The organism is Bradyrhizobium arachidis (genome assembly GCF_015291705.1).
Lineage (GTDB): Bacteria > Pseudomonadota > Alphaproteobacteria > Rhizobiales > Xanthobacteraceae > Bradyrhizobium > Bradyrhizobium arachidis.
On sequence record NZ_CP030050.1, the window covers coordinates 3557025 to 3576211 of the forward strand.

15 protein-coding genes and 1 riboswitch are annotated in these 19187 nt (G+C 64.4%); of the genes, 8 read left to right on the forward strand and 7 right to left on the reverse strand.

Annotation, left to right across the window (positions count from 1 at the left end; translation table 11 throughout):
* Positions 1 to 6 precede the first annotated feature (6 nt).
* Complete coding sequence (locus tag WN72_RS16400) at positions 7 to 777, forward strand: amino acid ABC transporter ATP-binding protein (protein WP_283807146.1); 771 nt, start codon at positions 7 to 9, stop codon at positions 775 to 777.
* A gap of 68 nt (positions 778 to 845) precedes the next feature.
* On the opposite strand, the gene WN72_RS16405 is transcribed toward WN72_RS16400, so the two are convergent.
* On the reverse strand, positions 846 to 3269 hold the full coding sequence (locus WN72_RS16405) for a TonB-dependent receptor (RefSeq protein WP_092217135.1): 2424 nt from the start codon (positions 3267 to 3269) through the stop codon (positions 846 to 848).
* 126 nt (positions 3270 to 3395) lie between these two features.
* Positions 3396 to 3603, reverse strand: a riboswitch (cobalamin riboswitch).
* Between the two features lie 238 nt (positions 3604 to 3841).
* Here WN72_RS16405 and WN72_RS16410 point away from each other — a divergent pair.
* The 5 genes from WN72_RS16410 (at position 3842) to WN72_RS16430 (ending at position 8041) form a co-directional block, all read left to right on the forward strand.
* Positions 3842 to 4312, forward strand: a complete 471-nt coding sequence (locus WN72_RS16410; RefSeq protein ID WP_027558786.1) for a DUF2147 domain-containing protein — start codon at positions 3842 to 3844, stop codon at positions 4310 to 4312.
* A 188-nt stretch (positions 4313 to 4500) separates the two neighbouring features.
* Positions 4501 to 5331 carry an oxidoreductase gene (locus WN72_RS16415; protein ID WP_092217134.1) on the forward strand — a complete coding sequence of 277 codons (831 nt, stop codon included), beginning with the start codon at positions 4501 to 4503 and terminating at the stop codon, positions 5329 to 5331.
* An 8-nt stretch (positions 5332 to 5339) separates the two neighbouring features.
* Positions 5340 to 6356, forward strand: a complete 1017-nt coding sequence (locus tag WN72_RS16420; protein ID WP_092217195.1) for an AraC family transcriptional regulator — start codon at positions 5340 to 5342, stop codon at positions 6354 to 6356.
* 122 nt (positions 6357 to 6478) lie between these two features.
* On the forward strand, positions 6479 to 7327 hold the full coding sequence (locus tag WN72_RS16425; RefSeq protein ID WP_092217133.1) for an SDR family NAD(P)-dependent oxidoreductase: 849 nt from the start codon (positions 6479 to 6481) through the stop codon (positions 7325 to 7327).
* A 63-nt stretch (positions 7328 to 7390) separates the two neighbouring features.
* Positions 7391 to 8041 carry a class I SAM-dependent methyltransferase gene (locus WN72_RS16430; RefSeq protein ID WP_051377989.1) on the forward strand — a complete coding sequence of 217 codons (651 nt, stop codon included), beginning with the start codon at positions 7391 to 7393 and terminating at the stop codon, positions 8039 to 8041.
* Between the two features lie 134 nt (positions 8042 to 8175).
* Here the strand turns inward: WN72_RS16430 and WN72_RS16435 are convergent, their stop codons facing one another.
* From WN72_RS16435 to WN72_RS16450, 4 genes are all read right to left on the reverse strand, one after another.
* Positions 8176 to 8424, reverse strand: coding sequence for a hypothetical protein (locus tag WN72_RS16435; protein WP_141262966.1), 249 nt, complete (start codon positions 8422 to 8424; stop codon positions 8176 to 8178).
* Positions 8425 to 8614: 190 nt separating this feature from the next.
* Complete coding sequence (locus tag WN72_RS16440) at positions 8615 to 9199, reverse strand: DUF1254 domain-containing protein (protein WP_092217132.1); 585 nt, start codon at positions 9197 to 9199, stop codon at positions 8615 to 8617.
* On the reverse strand, positions 9196 to 9774 hold the full coding sequence (locus WN72_RS16445) for a DUF1214 domain-containing protein (RefSeq protein ID WP_027558791.1): 579 nt from the start codon (positions 9772 to 9774) through the stop codon (positions 9196 to 9198). Before WN72_RS16445 ends, WN72_RS16440 begins: the two co-directional genes overlap by 4 nt.
* Positions 9775 to 9783: 9 nt before the next feature.
* The gene (locus WN72_RS16450; protein ID WP_027558792.1) at positions 9784 to 12075 is read right to left on the reverse strand and encodes a transglycosylase domain-containing protein; all 2292 of its coding nucleotides are present in this window, start codon (positions 12073 to 12075) and stop codon (positions 9784 to 9786) included.
* Positions 12076 to 12367: 292 nt separating this feature from the next.
* Between WN72_RS16450 and WN72_RS16455 the strand changes: the two genes are divergently transcribed.
* A complete protein-coding gene (locus WN72_RS16455; protein WP_092217131.1) occupies positions 12368 to 12883 on the forward strand; it encodes a YcgN family cysteine cluster protein in 516 nt (171 codons plus the stop codon).
* Positions 12884 to 13036: 153 nt separating this feature from the next.
* Positions 13037 to 14620, forward strand: a complete 1584-nt coding sequence (locus WN72_RS16460) for an MDR family MFS transporter (RefSeq protein WP_092217130.1) — start codon at positions 13037 to 13039, stop codon at positions 14618 to 14620.
* A 104-nt stretch (positions 14621 to 14724) separates the two neighbouring features.
* Here WN72_RS16460 and WN72_RS16465 read toward each other — a convergent pair whose 3' ends face one another.
* Positions 14725 to 16431, reverse strand: coding sequence for an alpha/beta hydrolase (locus WN72_RS16465; protein WP_167380911.1), 1707 nt, complete (start codon positions 16429 to 16431; stop codon positions 14725 to 14727).
* 21 nt (positions 16432 to 16452) lie between these two features.
* The gene (locus WN72_RS16470; RefSeq protein ID WP_092217193.1) at positions 16453 to 19047 is read right to left on the reverse strand and encodes a GAF domain-containing sensor histidine kinase; all 2595 of its coding nucleotides are present in this window, start codon (positions 19045 to 19047) and stop codon (positions 16453 to 16455) included.
* Positions 19048 to 19187: the final 140 nt, after the last annotated feature.

Genomic DNA, 19187 nt, shown 5'->3' on the forward strand with positions numbered 1-19187 from the left:
GAGCAAATGCTTCAGCAGATGAACGGGAACGAGGCCAATCGGTCCGCTTCCATCGTCACCGTCGAGAATCTGGTGAAGCGGTTCGGCGCCTTCACGGCCCTGAGCGACGTCAACCTGAATGTCGCTGCGGGCGAGAAGATCGTGCTTTGCGGTCCTTCGGGCTCGGGCAAGTCGACGCTGATCCGCTGCATCAATCATATCGAGAAGCATGACGGCGGCCGCATCGTCGTCGACGGCGTCGAGCTGACCGACCGGATGAGCGACGTCAACAGCGTCCGCCGCGAAGTGGGCATGGTGTTCCAGAGCTTCAACCTGTTTCCGCATCTTTCGGTGGTCGAGAACTGCATGCTGGCGCCGATCAAGGTGCGCGGCCTGTCCCGCGCGGAAGCGCAGGAGCGTGCGCTCGGCTTCCTGCGCAAGGTGCGCATCCACGACCAGGCGCACAAATATCCGGGGCAGCTGTCCGGCGGCCAGCAGCAGCGCGTCGCCATCGCGCGTGCGCTGTGCATGCAGCCGAAGATCATGCTGTTCGACGAGCCGACCTCCGCGCTCGACCCGGAGATGGTCAAGGAGGTGCTGGAGACCATGGTGGAGCTCGCGCGCGACGGCATGACCATGGTCTGCGTCACCCACGAGATGGGCTTTGCCCGCGAGGTCGCCGACCGCGTGGTGTTCATGGATCGCGGCTCCATCGTCGAGGAGGCCGATCCGGAAACCTTCTTCCGTGCGCCGGAGACGGAGCGGGCGAGGGCGTTCCTCGGCCAGATTATTCATTAGGAATGGGTTGGCGCTGCGGTGGCAATGAGATCCTGATGGTTCTCATCCACGATGTTGCCTCAGCTTCCTCACCATCGAAACGAAGCCGCCACCTCATAGCTGCGCGGCGCGCCGAGGACGATCTGGTCGGTGTAACCCGGGTCGCCCCAGGCCGCGTAGAGCTTGTTCGTCAAATTCCTGACCCGGAATGAAATCCGCGTCCGGTCCACCCCCGGGAAGTATGTTTTCGGGATGTCGACGAACGCGAACGCATCGAACGTGGTGTAGGCATTCATGACGAGCAGATTGTCCTGGAAGTTGAAGCGGTCGCCGACGTGACGCATCAGGCCCCCGATCTCGACCGGCAGCGTCGTGTCGAACCGGTACGAGGCGCCGGCATTGGCGATGAAGTTCGGCACGTTGGGCGGCGTCTTGCCTGAATAGGACTGGAATACGCCATTGCCATCGACATAATTGAAATCGATGAAGCGCGACTGCACGAAGGCGACGTTGCCCCACAGTTTCAGGCCGGCGATCGGGTTGATCGCCGCCGCAATCTCGATGCCCTTGGATTCGATCTTGCCGGCGATGTTGAAGACGATGCCGCTCTCCGGGACGTAGACGTTCTTGCGCTGGATGTCGAAGGCCGAGAACGTGGCCTCGGCCCGCTTGTCGGCCGATAGCACCTTGACGCCGGTCTCGTAGGTGCGCGACGTCGTCAGCAGGAGCGGCACGGACGGTGCGAGGATGAAGATGTTGGCCACCGTCGGGTCTGCCGCGGTCGCGTATTGGCTGTACAGCATCACGCCCGGGGTGATGTCCCAGGTGTAGCCGACGCGGCCGGTGACGGGATTGAACGTCGTCGAGAAGGGATACCCCTTCGCGGACTCCAGCGTGCCGTCGGGGAAGAAGCGGGTCCGGTCCAGCTTGATGTCCTCGAACCGGATGCCGCCGATCAACGCGAAGGTCGAGGTCAGCTTGAGCCGGTCCTCGAACGACAACGAGGCGGTGTTGACGCGGGTGTAGATCTTCTCGTCGCTGCGAGGGCCGTAGAGCCCGCGGTCGGGATTGAGCAGGTCGACGTAGTCGTTGAAGAACAGCGTGTCCTGCGAGACGTTGAACTGGTTGTTGCTCGCCGCCACGGTCGCGACGAAGCGGTTGTCCATTCCGCCAATGCTGGAATTGACGGTGAGGTCGGTGATGTTGCCGTAGAGCCGCTGCGCGTGATCCAGCGCCAGGCGCTCGCGATAGATGCTCTGCGCGCCGGCGAAGTTGCCGACAGTCTGGTCGAACGACGAGATCTCGTTGTTGAACCAGTGCCGGTGCGCGTCATAGCCGTAGACTTGGCTGCGCAGCGAGATGCTGTTGGTGATGTCCCATTGGAAGCCGCTGCGCAGCCAGAGCTCACTGGCGCCGCTGTGATTGTCGAGCACGTTGTAACTCGTGGTCAGCGTACGCGCGTCGATCGTCGGCGGGACTGGCGTGCCGCCGCCGAGGTAATAGTTGCTCCAGACCCCCGAGACGATGCCATTCGTCGGCACGATGCCCGGCCCGTTCGCCGGTACGATCGGCGTGCCCCAGTAGAAGCGGTCCTTGTCCTGCCTGTATTCGGCTGCGCCCCAGACCTTCAGGCTATCGTTGACGCGATAGTTCAGCTGGCCCGAGACATTGCTGAGCCTGGAGTAGCTGTCCTCGATGAAGCTCTTGTCGTTGAAATGGCTGATGTCGAAGCGGTAGTCGAGGCCATCGATCAGCGTAGAGCCGCCCGAACCATAACCGGCGCGATAGCCGTTGAAGGAATCGTAGGAGGTGAAGGCTTCGTTGACGATCGGACCGGTATGCGGCGCTTTGGTCACGTAGTTGACGGCGCCGCCGGTTGCGCCAAGACCTGCCACCAGCGAGTCCGGTCCCTTGATGATCTCGACCTGTTGCAGGCCCGCGACATCCATGGGACGGCCGGTCATGGTCGACGGCCCGATCGGAATGCCGTTGTAGAGGGTGTTGAGCTGATCGCCGGAAAAGCCGCGCATCGAGAAGATCGCGGGTGCCCCGGGCGCATCGCCGCCAGTCACGCCGACTGCCGCCTTTGCGACGTCGGTGGTGGTCCGGATGCCCAGGTCCTGCATGGTCTGCTGGCTGATGACCTCGACGGTCGCCGGCGTCTCCCGGGCCGAAATGCCGAGGCGAGAGGAGACCCCGGCGACGGCGGCGGTGTTCAACGGTGTCGTGTCGCCGGCGGGCGGGTTGGTGGGCCTTGCAGCGATCGGTGCTGTCGGTCTTCGCCCCGTGGCCCGGCGGGCGGTCCGAGGCTTTTGGTTGCCCGGGCTGATTGCAGGCGCCGTCCTCGGTGTGGACGGGGAGACAGTCACTGGACCGATCTCCACGGGCGGCTTGTCACGGTCCACGCTCTGCGCGATCGCAGCCGCCGACAGCGACACGGAAGAGAGCAGGGAGATCAGGAAAACACGTGAATAGCCTGGCGCAACGCCGGCACGAGAATGAAGAGTTTGCACGACAACGCTCTGCGGCGACGCAAATAAACTGTCACCGCGGTTGCCTTAGTCATCTACCTTCGCCCCAGGCGGCAGATGCAGCGGCTACTTGTCCGACATCGGGGCACCCCGCCCAATGCGTTCGCGCGTGACTCATGGCTGGCAGCAGGTTTCCTGGCTCGCGGGTCATCGCCTTCGACCGCCTTCCCAGAGGCCCGAACGGGGCTCCAGTGGTTCGTTTGGTCGTCGGCTATCCGCCTACAGTTGCGGGGGCAGCCGCGGAATTGTCCGTCGAGACGGACGCACCGCATTCCCTTGAATAGTCCTTGCGGACACTACCGATCATGAAACTGGCAGCTGGCGATGAAGCCGTCAATATCCGAAGGGGACCCGTCGATTGGCCCGACCTTCGATAATGGCCATGTGTGGCTGTTTTGCCCGACCATCCAAATCCGCGCCGGCATCGATTGGCGCACCGCGCAATTCCGCTGGCGCCTTCTGCCGCTGCAAACGCTGTTCCCGAAATCTAGAGACATTTGCGAGACCTGCGAGCGCCTCGATCGCTCGCCCAACCGCAAACCAAGGAACGCACCATGCAAACGTCGCTTCACTCCCGTCGATCCGCCATCTTCCTGCTGATGGCAGCCGTGAACATCGGACAGATTTCGATGGCGCACGGCGAGGTGCCAGTCCCCGATGCGATCGTCGGGACATGGGAGGCGGACGACGGCACGGTGAAGCTCGACATGTTCAGGAGCGGAACGGAATTCCAGGCGCGCATGCTCTACGGCAACGAGATCGTGGAGGCGGACAACGTGACCTTCAAGAAGGACGCCAAGAACCCCGATCCCGCGCTGCGTGCGCGGTCGCTGAAGAACATTGTCTTCATCGCCGGCTTGCGCTGGGAGGATGGCGAGTGGGGCGGCGGCACGATCTATGACGCCTCGTCCGGCCGCACCTACAACTGCAAGGCCACCGTCAAGGACGGCAAGATGCACCTCCGAGGCTATCTCGGGCTGCCGGCGATGGGACAAACCCGCACATTCCACCGCGCTCGCGGGTGAACGGATTTCCGCCAGCCCCGAACTGTCTTGCCAAAGCGCGGTCGCGGGTACCGCGCTTTTTCTTGGGAATACGGCGGCTCAAATCGGTCGTCAGGATTGGCGTGTTGTGCAAGTCTGTTGGCGTGCTTGGTCAGTCAATTCCTGCCACGGAGGCCGCAGGATAAGGGCAGGAACGAAGAGAGGTTGAAATGTTCGACAAGTCGAAGAGAACGGCGCTCGTCACCGGAGCGTCCTCCGGCATGGGCAAGGAAATCGCAAGGCGTCTTATCAAGGACGGATTCCAGGTCTTCGTCGCCGCGCGGCACGTCGACAAGATGGATGATCTCGTCAAGCTCGGGGCGAGGTCCCTGAGAATGGACATTTCGAGCGAGTCCGACATCCAGGCGACGGTCGATGCCATCCTGCGCGAGGTGGATGGCGTCGATGTGCTCGTCAACAACGCCGGCTTCGGCCTCTACGGTCCCGTCGAGGACGTCGGCATCGACGAAGCGCGTTACCAGTTCGAGGTGAACCTGTTCGGCGCCGCTCGCCTGACGCAGCTTCTCTTGCCGAAGATGCGCGAAAAGCGCGCAGGCACGATCGTCAACATCACCTCGATGGGCGGCAAGATCTACACCCTCCTGGGTGCCTGGTACCATGCGACCAAGCATGCGCTGGAAGGCTGGTCCGATTGCTTGCGACTTGAACTGGCTCCGTTCGGCATCAAGGTCGTCGTCGTCGAGCCCGGCCTGATCGAGACGGGGTTTGGCGATGTGGTTGCCAATGGCCTGCTCAAACGATCGGGTGGAGGTCCTTACGCCAAGCTGACGCAGGCCGTCGCGAAATCGACCCGTGCGGCTTATGGACAGGGACGCGGCACCAATCCGAGCGTCATTGCCGGCGTCGTGTCGAGGGCCGTGAGGGAGCAGAAGCCGCGCACCCGCTACGTTGCGGGTAAATATGCCTTGCCCATGATCAAGATTCGCGAATGGTTCGGCGACCGCCTGTTCGACCGCGTGATCATGAGCCAGATGCGCTAGGATTGTTCATGAGTGGTACAGCGGCAGACAGATGCAAGGTCCCCCGAGCCTTTTGGCAGGCCGTTGAACATATCGGCGTGCCGCCGGCCGTGCTGTTGCGGCAGGCGAAACTGCCGGCGACCTTGCACCTGAACGAGCAGGGGCAGGTCACCACAGTGCAATATTTTGCGCTCTGGAGAGCGCTGGAGGAGCTGAAGCCGGAGCCGGGGCTCGGCTTGATGCTGGTCCAGAGCGTCGAGACGGCGGTGCATCCGCCGTCGAGCCTCGCTGCGTTCTATGCGAGGGATTATCGCGACGGATTGCTCCGCATTGCGCGCTTCAAGCGGCTGTGCTCGCCCGAGCAGCTGCAGGTCAGGGAAGGCGAGGACGAGTGCGTTGTCGCGGCGGAGTGGCCGTATGCAACTGATCCGGAGCCCGCGATTTCGACCGACGTGACCTTTGCCTCGCTGGTCGAGCTCGGACGTCGTGGGACCGGACAGCACCTGACGCCGAAGCGGGTGGAGCTGGTTCGTCCTCGTCCCAAGAGCGACGTCCACCAGAAATATTTCGAATGCCAGATCCGCTATGGCGCGGCACGAAACCTGCTGGTCCTGAAATCCGCAGACCTCGATCGTCCGTTTCCCGGGCACAACAAGGAACTCCTCGAAATCCTGACGCCGGCATTGGCGTCCGCCCTGGGCGAGCTGGAAGCGCGCAGCTCCGTCAGGGAGCAGGTCAAGGTCGTCCTGAAGCGGAGCCTTGCGAGCGGGCGGCCCGAATTGTCCGACGTGGCGCGCGATCTCGGCTTGAGCGAGCGAACCCTTCAGCGCCGCATCACCGACGAAGGTGCGAGCTTCCGCGAGCTTCTCGTCGAGGCGCGTCAGGAGCTCGGGCGGCAACTCCTGTCGGATCCCACCGCCGACATCGACGAGGTCGCATGCCTCCTGGGCTATCAGGACGCAAGCTCCTTCTATCGCGCTTTCCGCTACTGGGAAGGCGTGACGCCGAGCCGCTGGCGCGAGCTGCATGGCAACAAGATTCACTGACGGTTGCTGCGCCCTTTTTGGCGCCTGCGGCAACTTCGTTGGCGCACCTCGTCACTGTCGATCGAGGCCAGCGAGGATAGGACTTGCCGAGTAAGTCCAACTCAATCCATCGAGGATATCGCATGTCTGGCAAAGTCTGGTTCATCACCGGGGCATCCCGCGGCTTTGGTCGCATCTGGGCGGAGGCTGCGCTCAAGCGCGGCGACAAGGTGGCTGCCACCGCCCGCATCCTGGCTGACGTGGCTGATCTCTCGGAAGCTTACGGCGATGCCGTGCTGCCGATGGCCCTGGACGTGACCAATGCCCACGCGGTGCAGAATGCCGTGAGCCGGGCTCACGCGCATTTCGGACGGCTGGATGTCGTGCTCAACAACGCAGGCTACGCGCTGGTCGGGGCGATCGAAGAGGCGCTCGAGGCCGATGTCCGCGCCGAGTTCGACACGAATTTCTTCGGCACGCTGCGCGTCATCCAGGCCGCGCTTCCCTTGCTGCGACGGCAGGGCGGCGGCCACATCATTGGCGTGTCGAGTGTTGCGGGCATCGTCGCCGGGCCCATCACCGGGTTCTACAACGCCTCGAAATTCGCCATCGAAGCTCTCCATGAAAGTCTGGCCCAGGAGGTCAAGGACCTCGGGTTGAAAGTCACGCTGCTCGAGCCTGGCGCCTATGCGACGGGGTTCGCCAGCACGGCCTCGCTCAGGATTTCGCCCGTCATCAATGCCTACAGCAACACGCGGGCGGAGGTATTTGCCGCCGGCGCCAAGCTTGCTTTTGGCGAACCGGAGGCGACGGCCGATGCGATCCTGAAGATCGTCGACGCCGAGAATCCGCCATTGCGGTTCTTCGTCGGCACCGAAGGTCTGCCGCGCGCCCGCACTGCCTATGCCGATCGCCTCGCGACGTGGGAAGCGTGGGAATCCCTCTCCAACGCTGCTCAGGGCGAGGCGAGAGAACACAACATCGCATCTTAGTCGCACCAGCCCTTTTCTCGACAGGCCCGTCTGCTCCTTGCGAGCGGGAAACAGAGGATCGCAATGAACGCTACCGCAGTTGCAGACTTCTTCCAGTTCTTCCGCTCGTACCTGTCCAATCCCTGGCAGGTCTCCGCCATCGCGCCATCAGGCCAGTCACTGGCGCGCCTGATGACGCAGGAGATCATGCCGGGGACCGGGCCGGTGATCGAGCTGGGGCCTGGCACCGGTATCTTCACCAAGGCGCTGCTCCGGCGCGGCGTCGCGGAGCGCGACCTGCTGCTGATCGAATATGGTTCGGATTTCGTCCGCCTGTTGCAGGAGCGCTTCCCAAGAGCGCGTGTGCTCTGGATGGATGCGCGCCAGCTCGCCCAATACGAGCCGTTCGTGGCACCGGCCTCTGCCGCCGTCAGCGGCCTACCGCTTCTGTCGATGTCGCCGCGCAAGGTGATCGCGATCCTGACGGGAGTCTTCCGCCACATGCAGGAGGGCAGCACGCTCTATCAGTTCACCTACGGACCTCGCTGCCCGGTGCCGCGGCCCATTCTTGACCGTCTCGGGCTGAAGGCGAGCCTGGTCGGCCGGACCGCGCTCAATCTTCCGCCGGCATCCGTTTATCGCATCCGGCGGCGTCCGCGCCTCCGGGGCGGGGGCGACGTCGACGAGCAAGCTCGGGACGTTACGTCCTGGAGATCGCTCCGTGCTCCCAAATGAAAACACCCGCAGCGGATTGCTCCGTGCGGGTGTGACGAACTCTCGATGATGCCATTATGCCCGTGTTTTGCCCGACGTGTCAAACTCACCGAAAGGCGCTGCCCTTTCAGTTTTGAGGCGTCAGCTCAGCGGACTTACTGTCGGGCTGCGCCACTGGCTCCCGGGATCTGTCCTCCGAACTTCGACGAGCCGGTGCCGCTGACGCTCGTCGGCCCGCCCGCCGTCCCGTTCGGGTCGGTACGTGCAGCCGTCCTTCCGGGACCGTGCATCATGTTCATTGAGTTGAACCAGCCGTGATGATGATGGCGTTTGGCGCTGTGGGCCGAGGCATAGCCGGTCGAGCAGGCCAGGACCATCGCTAAAGCAAGGGTTGCTGTTTTCATCGGTGTTTCCTCCAGTTGAGGAAACTGCGGAGGCAGGCGACTGTTCCTCAGCTGTTGCGCCGAACCGATGTTTTGCACCGAAACGTCAACGGCTTCGCCGCAAGCACAGGGCATGGGCCGGAAAGCGGCCTTCTACTGTGCATGGGGTTGTTTTTGGACTCTGTTTTGAGCTGGCCGAAACAGCCGCGCGTCAGCGCCGTCCGCGCGGCGCCTCGGCCTTGGCCGGCGGCTCGGTCTGCGGCGCGCAGGTTGCGGTCTGGAGCGAGGCCTGCGCCTGCGGCATCAGGCCGGGCTCGGCGGCGAGCGCCTTCATCACGATCAGGCCGGTGGTGCTGGGAGAGTCGATGATCAGGCGGTCGGCGGCGGTGACCTCTTCGTCCTCGGGCAGCTCGTTGTGCTGCGCTTCGGTCATCAGGTCGAGCTCGATCACCTTCTTGCCCGCCGAGCGGTCGTTGATGGCGTAATAGGCGATCTCGTTGCGGGTGTAGAACGACACCGACGTATAGGCCTGGCTCACCGGCACCGTCAGCTTGAGCGGGCCGCCCGCGAGGTCATAGCGGCAGATCGCGATCGCAAACGCCGGGTCCATGAACGGCATCGGCGAGGTCTGCGGATCGGCGAGGGGAAGCTGGGTGACGCCGTTGAGCTTGGTCATCGGCGTCAGCCGCGAATAGGCGTCCTGCGTCGCGATCCGCGGCAGCGCCAGCACGCTGACGAGATGGACCACGAGGCCCAGCACCACGCCCGCGACGATGGTGAACATGAGGCGGATCATGAGCAGCCCACCGTCTTGATGGTGGGCATCGGCGCATCGCGCTGGGTGCGCGTGGCAACGCCGACCGGCGTGTCGTAGAGGCGCAGCATCAATGCGTAGCGCTCGATGCCGCCGGTCGGCAGCCAGTTGCCGGCGCGCGAGCGCGAGGCGATGCGGATCTCGAACGAGCCGTCGGACGACCGCACGATCTCCTGGCTGGTGAAGCCGTAGCGCTGCAGCGAGTTGGCAACGAGGTGGCCCTTGCGGTCGTAGAGCGTCAGCGTCCAGAACCGCGCCGGCGGCGTCACGCCGGAGACGACGACGTCGCAGCGGCCGTCGAGCGCCTTCTTCTTGTCGTCGGCAGTCGCGGTGAAGGCGACGCCGTCGCCGGTGCCGATCGGCAGCTCGCCGTTGCGCACGATGGTGGCGCGCGAATAGGGGTCGACGTCGGCGGTGCCGGTGCGCGGGCGCGCGGTCCAGGGGCCGATCGTCAGCGCGCCGATCTCGGTGCCGCGCGTCGTCGTCATCCAGGTCGCGCCCAGGCCCACCACGGTTGCGAGCAGAAGCGCCGTCAATGTGATCAGGATCAGCCGCACGGACGTCGATCAGTTCTTGCGCGGGCCAGATGCGTTCGCATTCTCTTCCGCATAGTTCTGCGGGAAGGCGAGCGCGCTCGTCGACGGCGACGGCCTGGCCTGCTTGCTGTCGTCGGCCGCCGATTTGTTCGCGGTCTTGGCGGCGTCGTCGAGCAGCTTCTCGACGCGCACAAGGATGTCGGCGCCGCGCTTGGTCAGCACCGGCGGCGGACCGGGCTTGGTCTCCAGCACTTTCGGCGCCGCGCTGGCCTGCGCGTTCGCATCCTTCGGCTGCGGCGGCAGCTTCTGGCCCATGCCGATGCCGGGAATCTCTCGGACCTCGACGCCCTGATGCGCCGCGACCATGATGTCGTGCCAGGTCTGCGCCGGCAGCGAGCCGCCGGTCATGCGGTTGGTCGGCGAGTAGTCGTCATTGCCGTACCAGACCGCGCAGGTGAAATTGCCGGTGTAGCCGACGAACCAGGCGTCGCGATACGCATTGGTCGTGCCGGTCTTGCCCGCGGTCGGAATGCCGTCGAGCGCGGCGCGGCGAGCGGTGCCTTCGCTCACGACGTGGCTCATCATGCCGGCCATGTCGGCGGCGATGTTCGGTGGAATCGCCTGCTTCGGCTTCGGCCCGTCGCGGTCCCAGCGCCAGACGAGGTCGCCGGCGCCGGTGCGCACCTCCAGCACCGAATGCGGCGTCACCGACTTACCGCGGTTCGGGAAGGTCGCGTAGGCGACGGCGTGCTCGAGCACGGTGACTTCGTCCGAGCCGATCGGCAGCGACGGCGTGTCGGGCAGCGGCGCCTTGAGGCCGAACCGGCGCGCGACCTCGACGATCTTGGCGCGGCCGATCTTGGCCGGGTTCGGCGCCTTCGGCTGTTCCTTCTGGCCGATCGCGATCGACAGCTTCACCGGCACGACGTTGATCGAGCGCGTGATCGCCTGTGTCAGCGTCACCGAGCCGGAATAGGAATGGCCATAGTTCTGCGGGCACCAATTGCCGATGCAGACCGGGCCGTCGACCACGATCGAGTTCGGCGTGAAGCCGTTCAGCAGCGCGGTGGTGTAGACGTAGGGTTTGAACGAGGAGCCCGGCTGGCGATAGGCATCGGTAGCGCGGTTGAACTGGCTCGCGCCATAATCGCGGCCGCCCACCATGGCGCGGATGCCGCCGTCGAGATCGGCGACCACGGTTGCGGCCTGCGTGGCGTGATAGTCACGCCCGAACTGGCGCAGCTGGTTCTCGATCGCGTCTTCCGCGGCCTTCTGCACGTTGGCGTCGATCGCGAGGCGAACGACGAAGACGCGCTCGGTGTAGGACTTCGGGAACGTGTCGACCAGCTTGCGCATCTCGTCGAAGGCATAGTCGAGATAGTAGTTGGGCGAAGCCTCGTCGCGGCGGTCGACGGCGAAGGCGGGGTTGCGGCGGGCGCCGAACACCTGGCCCTCGGTCATGAAGCCGGCATCGACGAGGTTGTCGAGCACGACGTTGGCGCGGGCGCGGGCGGCCGGCAGGTTGATGTGCGGGGCGTATTTCGTCGGCGCCTTGAACAGGCCGGCGAGCATCGCAGCTTCCGCCAGCGTCACATCGCGCGCCGACTTGTTGAAATAGAAGTGCGCTGCGCCGTCGACACCGAACGTGCCGCCGCCCATGTAGGCGCGGTCGAGATACAGCTTGAGGATCTCGTTCTTGGTCAGGCGCCATTCCAGCCAGACCGCGAGGAAGGCTTCGTTGATCTTGCGCTCGATGGTGCGCTCGTTGCTCAGGAACAGGTTCTTGGCGAGCTGCTGCGTGATCGAGGAGCCGCCCTGGCGGACGCCGCCGGCCTGGGCGTTGGTGACGAGCGCGCGGGCGGTGCCGGCGATGTCGATGCCGAAATGGTCGTAGAAGCGGCGGTCCTCGGTTGCGAGCGTCGCCTTGATCAGCACGTCCGGAAAATCTTCCAGCGGGATCGAATCATTGTGCTTGATGCCGCGGCTGCCGATCGGGTTGCCGTACCGGTCGAGGAACGACACGGCGAGGTCGGACTTCTTCAGCCAATCCTCGTCCGCGGTCTCGCGGAAGGCGGGGATGGCGAGCGTGAGCAGCAGCACGAGCCCGCCGAGCCCGAGGGTCGCGGCCTCCGATAGCGGCTCGATGAACACCCAGCGCTTCCACCGCCCGACATAGAAGCGGTCCATGAAGGTCGAGTAGCGCTCATAGAGCTCGCGGATGCCTTTGGCCGAGGAGAACAGCGAGGAGTCGATGCGCGCATCGAGGTCCAGGAAGAAATTCCGGACCTTGCTCTTCCAATTGGATGGTGTGTTCTGGACCACCTAGAACCCTTGAGGCTCGGTACGATAGCGTTCAAGCACCCGGCCGGGGCGGCGCCGGGACGTCTTAAGGGAATGTTGCGGCAAACCCAAGGCGCCCGGCAAGCGTCCGAGGGACTTGTTGTTCCTTCTAGCCGAGCATGGCCTATAAACCAATGGTCAGGCTCGCTATTTTGAACAACAGGCCTAATTGACCCCGGTTCATTACGGGCCTTGAGAGGGGCTTGCTTGCAGCACCCTGGCCGCACGCCCTAGATGGCGTTAGCCGTAGCTCTTTCGAACCTTGTTGAGGCGCATGACCGCAGCTCCCAAACGACCTTCCGGCCAGGAAGGATTCTTCTGGAAAACCAAGACGTTGGAAGAGATGTCTGGGGAGGAATGGGAAAGCCTGTGCGACGGCTGCGGCCGCTGCTGCCTGAACAAGCTCGAGGACGAGGACACCGGCCAGATCTATTTCACCCATGTCGGCTGCAAGCTGCTCGATGCCGGCACCTGCGCCTGCAAGGACTATCCGAATCGATCCGCCAAGGTTCCCGACTGCGTCCGCCTGACCCCGGCCAATGTCCGTACCCTGAATTGGCTGCCACCGAGCTGCGGCTACAAGCTCGTCGCGGAAGGGCGCGACCTCTATTGGTGGCATCCTTTGGTTTCCGGCGATCCCAACACCGTGCATGAGGCCGGCGTCTCCGTGCGCGGCCGGGTCGAGGGCAGCGAAGAGGACATCCCGGACGAGGAGCTCGAGGACCACATCGTGCAATGGCCGGCCGTGCTGCCGAAACGGGCACGCCTGAAGCGACGCCCGAAGGACTGATCCGCCGCGCGCGGGATCACATGTTCGGGATGGCCCCCGTGCGGGATGCACCCATGCGCCGCGGTGCCTGCCTGGGAAGGATTTTGCTCTCTAGATTGCTTGCATAGAACGAATCCTTCGCGGCGTTGTGCCGCCACACCACGTCCGATCGAGATGAACAAGTTCGACCGGCAGAGCAGTTCTGCCGACATCCAGGCGTTGCCCGACGATATCGCCGAAGAGCTCTCCCGCCTTCCGAGCGAGGTCATCAGCGTCGATGACGCGCCATCCATCTCGCCGCCCGCGGCGCTGACCTCGGACGAGGTCCGCACCATCGTCATCAGCCTGATGCTGACGATGTTCCTGGCCGCGCTCGACCAGACCATCGTCGCGACCGCGCTGCCCACCATCGGGCGCCAGTTCCAGGATGTCTCGAACCTGTCCTGGGTCATTACCGCCTATTTGCTCGCCTCGACCGCCGTTGCGCCGGTGTTCGGCACCTTGAGCGACATCTACGGCCGCAAGGCCATGATCATCACCTCGCTCAGCCTGTTCGTCGCAGGCTCGATCCTCTGTGCGATCGCGCCGAATATGCCGATGCTGATCCTGGCGCGCGGCCTGCAGGGGCTCGGCGGCGGCGGCATCATGCCGGTCGTGCAGACCGTAATCTCCGACGTCGTGAGCCCGCGCGAGCGCGGCCAATACCAGGCCTATTTCTCCAGCGTCTGGATGGTCGGCGGCATTTTGGGCCCGGTGATCGGCGGTGTGTTCGCCGAACATCTGCACTGGTCGATGATTTTCTGGATCAATCTGCCGCTCACGGCCGCCGCCCTCGCGCTGCTGCTGCCGGAGATGAAGAAGATCCCGGTATTCCACCGCAAGCGCGAGGTCGACTGGCTTGGCGGCGTGCTGCTGATGGCCTCCGCGGTTGTCTTCATGCTGGTGCTGACCTGGGGCGGCACGCGCTTTCCCTGGCTGTCGCCGACCGTGCTTGCGATGGTCGGCGGTGCGGTCGCGCTCGCCGTCACCTTCGTCTGGCACGCGCGTCGCGCCGACGAGCCGTTCCTGCCTTTGCCGCTGCTCGGCGGATCGGTCGCGCCTTACGGGTTGGCGGCCGGTGGCTGCGCGCTCGGTGCGATCACCGGCCTCACGGTCCAGCTGCCGCTCTATTACGAATCCGTCTATCACCTCAGCGCCAGCGAGGCGGGCCTTGCGCTGATCCCGCTCGCGGCCGTCTCGACTTGCGGCGCGGCGATCGCCGGCCGCACCATGGCGCGCGCCAAGCACTATAAGCGCGTCGCCATCATCGGCACGTCCTGGGCCGCGCTGTGCGGCCTTGGCCTTACGCTGACGACGCTGCCGCTATGGGCTCTGCTGACGCTGATGGCTGCGTTCGCGCTCGGCCTCGGCACGACCTTCCCGGTCTGCGTGGTCTCGCTGCAGAATTCCGTCGCCCGTCCGCAGGTCGGCACCATCACCGGCGCGCTGAACTTCTTCCGCTCGCTGATGTCCTCGTTCACGGTCGCAGCCTTCGCCGCGATCCTGCTGATCGCGCTCGGTGCCGACATTCCGCTCGCCGGCGAGCACCACGCCGCTGCCGGCGTCGTGATTCCCACCGAGGACATGCGGCACGCGTTCCGCTACGTCTTCGGCGCCGCCACCGCGCTGATGGCCGGCGCCGCGTTCTGCCTGATCATGATGGAGGAGCGGCCGCTCGCCGGTCCCTCCGTTACCAAGCATGTGGAGATGGCGGAGTAGGGACCTAAAGCGCGATGAGATCAGGATGAATCGTCATCGCGCTTTAGGTTGTTGTTTGCGCATGATCTTTCGGAAAACCGCTTCGCACTTTTCCGGATCATGCGTTAGCCGCCGCGATCGGCATAGGGGTCTTCGTCCGAACCGCCTGCGGTAGGCTGCCGTGCTCTTGCCGCAAGATGGCTCTTGAGCCGTGCCAGCGCATCGGGGGACCAATCATGGACATCCGTGACCGCGACCCAGGCATCGACGTAATGCTCTGGCGCGTAGACGTGGCCAAAGCCCATCGGCGTATTGGTCGCGACCGCCATATCGAGGGCTAGCTGCAGCATCGTCACGATCGGATACCATCGCAGCTCCGGTGAGACGTCCGGCCCGCGCGGTGCGCTCATCCAGGCCGGGGCCTGAAAGGCATCGCGGTAGGCGAAGAACGTGATCGCGTCGCTGGCATATTGCAGATAGACGACGCGCATCGGACCCCATGGTGCATCCGGCGGCACCGTCGGTCCATTCTGATTCATGAAGCGCACGAAGCGGCCGTCGCGGAATTCGGGCAGCCAGGCCGGCGAGCCCGGATTGCGGTTCGCCGTGATCGAGCGCCAGATGCGGCTCTCGAACGGTGGTCCGCTCCACAGCGCACCGGCGATGGGATCGCCGATCGTCTCGAACAGCTCGGCGGATTTCTCCGAGTTGAGAGCACCGAGGCTGAGCCCGTGCAGATACAGCTTCGGCCGCTTGTCTGTCGGCAGCGTCGTCCAGTAGCCGTAGATTTCCGCGAACAGAGCGCGAGCAGCCTCCGCGCCGTATTCGGGCTGAAACAACAGCGACAGCGGGCTGTTGAGGTAGGAGTACTGCATGGCGACGCTGGCGACGTTGCCATGGTGGAGATATTCGACCGTGTCCATCGCCGACGGATCGATCCAGCCGGTGCCGGTCGGCGTGATGACGACGAGAACGGCACGGTCAAAACCGTGCTGCCGCTTGAGCTCGTCGAGCGCAAGCCTTGCGCGGGCTTGCGCCGTGCCGGCGCCGCCGAGGCCGACATAAACCCGCACGGGCTCCTGCGCGGCCTGTCCCGTGGCGGCGCTGATCTCGGCAGCGCGCGGGCCCGAAGCGATGAAGCGTCGCCCCGTGCGTCCGAGCTCTTTCCATTTCACCAGTGATGCCGCACCTCCTGTTCGATTGGGATCGGTCGGCTGCGGCCGCTCGGGCTCGAACAAGGCGTCGAATTCACGGAAGGATGAATCGAGCGCGTTGAACGCCACGCGGATCAGGACATTGTTGGCGATCGACCAGAACAGCAGGCCTGCGACGAGCACGCCGATGACGTTGGCGACCTTCCGGGGGATGACGCGCTCCGTGTGCGCAGCGAGGACGCGCGCGACAAGCGCGAACAGCCGCCCCAGCACCAGCAGCACCACGAACGTGATCAGGGCGACAGCGCAGACCTTGAGCGGATGCGCGGTCTCGACCGGCGGCATCTTCATCACGGTGCGGATCGAATTCTGCCATTCGGCGGCGCGCCACAGATAGATGACGACGACGATCAGGCAGCCGGCCGCAACCAGTGCATTTGCGCCTGACCGCAGGCGCGGCGAAGGCTCGGGCAGCTCGAGATAGTGCCACAGCCAGCGCCAGAGATTGCCGGCGAGGTAGCCGATCGCAAAGCAGCCGCCGGCGAGGGCGCCTTGCGTGAGATAGCTCCGCGGCACCAGCGTCGGCGTCAGCGCGCCTGCGAAGAACAGGGCGCCCAGCATGAGGCCGACGCCGGACAGCGAGAGCAATTGTCGCCGAATGAACCGCGCCAGAGTCATGAAGGCCCCTTCCGATCGCCGCTACCCTTTGCCGGTATCCGGGAAGCTGCTCTTGCGCGGCAGCAGGATCGTGAACTCCGTGAACTTGCCCGGCTCCGTCGCGACGTCGATGGTGCCGCCATGCTGCTTCACCACGATGTCGTGGCCCATCGACAGGCCGAGGCCGGTGCCTTCGCCAGCCGGCTTGGTGGTGAAGAACGGATTGAACATCTTCGCCTTCACCTCGTCGGGGATGCCGATGCCGTTGTCGCGGATGCGGATCTCGATGTGGTCGCCGCGATCGTGCGTGGTGGCGGTCACGATCGGCTCGTAGTCGCCAGAGCCATTGTCCATCTTGCGCCTGGTCACCGCATAAAACCCGTTCGAGATCAGGTTTAGCAGCACCCGCGTGATCTCCTGCGGAAACACGTCGGCTTGCCCGGCCGCCGGATCGAGCTCGCGTTTCATCGTGACGTCGAACTGCGGCTTCTCGGCGCGCGCGCCATGATAGGCGAGGTTGAGGCTCTCCTCGACCAGGGCGTTGATGTCGCTCAGTCGATGCTCGCCGCTGCCTTCGCGCGAATGCAGCAGCATGTTCTTGACGATGGAGTCTGCGCGCTTGCCGTGCTGCACGATCTTTTGCAGATTGTCCTTCAACATGCCCGTCAATTCATCGACTTCGTCGCGGATTTTGTCGGCGAGGCTGGCTGCCTTCAGAATATCGTTGAGTTCGTTCGTCAACTCCGATGACAGTTCGGCAAAGTTATTGACGAAGTTGAGCGGGTTCTTGATCTCGTGCGCGATGCCGGCGGTGAGCTGGCCGAGCGAGGCGAGCTTCTCGGTCTGGATCAGTCGGTCCTGCGCGGTACGGAGGTCATCGAGCGAGGCGGCAAGTTCTTTGGTGCGGGCCTGCACCTCGTCGAAGAGGCGTACATTCTCGATCGCGATGACGGCCTGGTCGGCGAAGGTCTGCACCAGTTCGATCTGCCGGTCACTGAAGGGCTGGACGGTCTTGTGGCCAAGAAACAGCACGCCAGTCGGCTGGCCGGAGCGGAGCAAGGGCACCCCGAGAAGCGTACGATACCCGGCCACCCTCTGCTGTTCGGGAAAGGCGTATTCCGGGTCGGCCAGCACGTCGGGAATTTGCACGGCCTTGCCGGTCAGCAGCACACGTCCGACCACGCTGCCCCGGCCCGGGCCGAGGCGAAGGGTTTTTGATACACGTTCCCATTCCGGCGAGAAATTGTGTCGGGTGGCATGATAATAAGCCCCGTCGGATGCCTGCCGCGTGATTGCCGCCATGTCGGCACCGCAAAGGCGCGCGGCAGATTCGGTCAGCGTACTGAGCACGGTTTCGAGGTCGAAAGCCGAGCGGCTGATCACCTTGAGCACGTCTGCAGTCGCAGTTTGCTGTTGCAGCGCTTCGGTCAAATCCTCGGTGCGTTGGCGCAATTCTCGGAGCAACCGCGCGTTCTCGATCGCAACGACCGCCTGGGCAGCAAATTGCTGCAGGAGCGCGATCTGCTTTTCGGAAAAGCGCCGGTTCTCCTGCCGGAAGATCATGAGGTTGCCGACCACTCGCTGGTCTTTCAGCAGCGGCACCGCGAGCACGCAGCGCGCGCCGCCGAGATCGACCAGCGCCCGACGGTTCGGTTCTCCGCTGCGATAGGCGTCCGACTCGAGCAGGTCGGCGATTTCGACGAACGCTTCACCCTTCAAGAGGCGCGCGGGCGCGGTGGCCGGACCATAGCTGAGCGGCATCTGGCGCCGGTGCTCATCGTAAGCGGGCGGCAGGCCGTAAGTGGCCGCTGTGTGGAAGTGCGCTCCATCGTAGGTGTTGAGCACGCCGAAACTGGCGGCGCAGAGCTGCATTGCCTTGCTCAGCAAGGCGTCGAATACCGGCGCGAGGTCGCCGGTCGATCGGCTGATGACGCTCAGCACCTCCGATGTCGCGGTCTGTTGCTCGAGTGCTTCGGTAAGCTCGTGCGTCCGCGCCTGCACTTCGTTAAAAAGCCGCGCGTTCTCGATCGCGATCACGGCCTGATCCGCAAAGCTCTGCTGCAGCGCGAGTTCTTCCGGCGTGAACGGCAACAATCTGTCGCGGTAGACGATCAAGGCGCCGACCGCCGTTCCCTCGTGACGCAGCGGCGTGCCGCACATGGTGCGCGTTCCGGCCGCGCTGGCGTGTGGCAGGCCGGGCCAATCGGCCATCGAGGGGTCGATCTGGTCGAGGTTTGGGATGTGAATTTGCCGATTCTCGGCCACCACGGTGCCTGGGAGGTTCGGGCCGCCAATGCGGAGCGTCGCTGACGGAACGGCAGAACGGACGCGGCCCGAGGTCTCACCATAGCCGATGGCCTGCGTCCACTCGCCGTTTTCGGCCAGCCGGATGGAGACGCTGGGTGCCCCGAACAGAGCTCCGCAGGTCTCGGCGATCCGTTGCAACGACCGCGCCGCGTTGCCCCGGGTGCTGCCGATGGTCCCCAGGATTTCCGCGCTCGCCTTCTGGCGCTCACGTGACAGGTCCAGTTCGGACTGCAGGCGGTCGTTCTCGGCGATGCCCGCCTGCAATCGCTGCTCGAGTTCGGTGATCTTTGCGTGGAGCTCGGTCGCTACGTCCTGCGGAAGCGCAGTCATCCTGAAATCCATATTGCCCAAAGCTTGGCGGCGCTGGGCTCAAACCCTTGTCAGGAGCTCGATTATTTCACCTCGAAATCGAGGGGGCCAGCGATATTCTTACGGAAAGACGGGCGTCGGAGATATCGGCGGAACGGTAT

Bases quoted from the DNA above. Each gene is read 5' to 3' on its own strand.
- WN72_RS16400 (WP_283807146.1), top strand. From the start codon at position 7: ATGCTTCAGCAGATGAACGGGAACGAGGCCAATCGGTCCGCTTCCATC.
- WN72_RS16410 (WP_027558786.1), top strand. From the start codon at position 3,842: ATGCAAACGTCGCTTCACTCCCGTCGATCCGCCATCTTCCTGCTGATG.
- WN72_RS16415 (WP_092217134.1), top strand. From the start codon at position 4,501: ATGTTCGACAAGTCGAAGAGAACGGCGCTCGTCACCGGAGCGTCCTCC.
- WN72_RS16420 (WP_092217195.1), top strand. From the start codon at position 5,340: ATGAGTGGTACAGCGGCAGACAGATGCAAGGTCCCCCGAGCCTTTTGG.
- WN72_RS16425 (WP_092217133.1), top strand. From the start codon at position 6,479: ATGTCTGGCAAAGTCTGGTTCATCACCGGGGCATCCCGCGGCTTTGGT.
- WN72_RS16430 (WP_051377989.1), top strand. From the start codon at position 7,391: ATGAACGCTACCGCAGTTGCAGACTTCTTCCAGTTCTTCCGCTCGTAC.
- WN72_RS16435 (WP_141262966.1), bottom strand. From the start codon at position 8,424: ATGAAAACAGCAACCCTTGCTTTAGCGATGGTCCTGGCCTGCTCGACC.
- WN72_RS16440 (WP_092217132.1), bottom strand. From the start codon at position 9,199: ATGATCCGCCTCATGTTCACCATCGTCGCGGGCGTGGTGCTGGGCCTC.
- WN72_RS16455 (WP_092217131.1), top strand. From the start codon at position 12,368: ATGACCGCAGCTCCCAAACGACCTTCCGGCCAGGAAGGATTCTTCTGG.
- WN72_RS16460 (WP_092217130.1), top strand. From the start codon at position 13,037: ATGAACAAGTTCGACCGGCAGAGCAGTTCTGCCGACATCCAGGCGTTG.
- WN72_RS16465 (WP_167380911.1), bottom strand. From the start codon at position 16,431: ATGACTCTGGCGCGGTTCATTCGGCGACAATTGCTCTCGCTGTCCGGC.
- WN72_RS16470 (WP_092217193.1), bottom strand. From the start codon at position 19,047: ATGACTGCGCTTCCGCAGGACGTAGCGACCGAGCTCCACGCAAAGATC.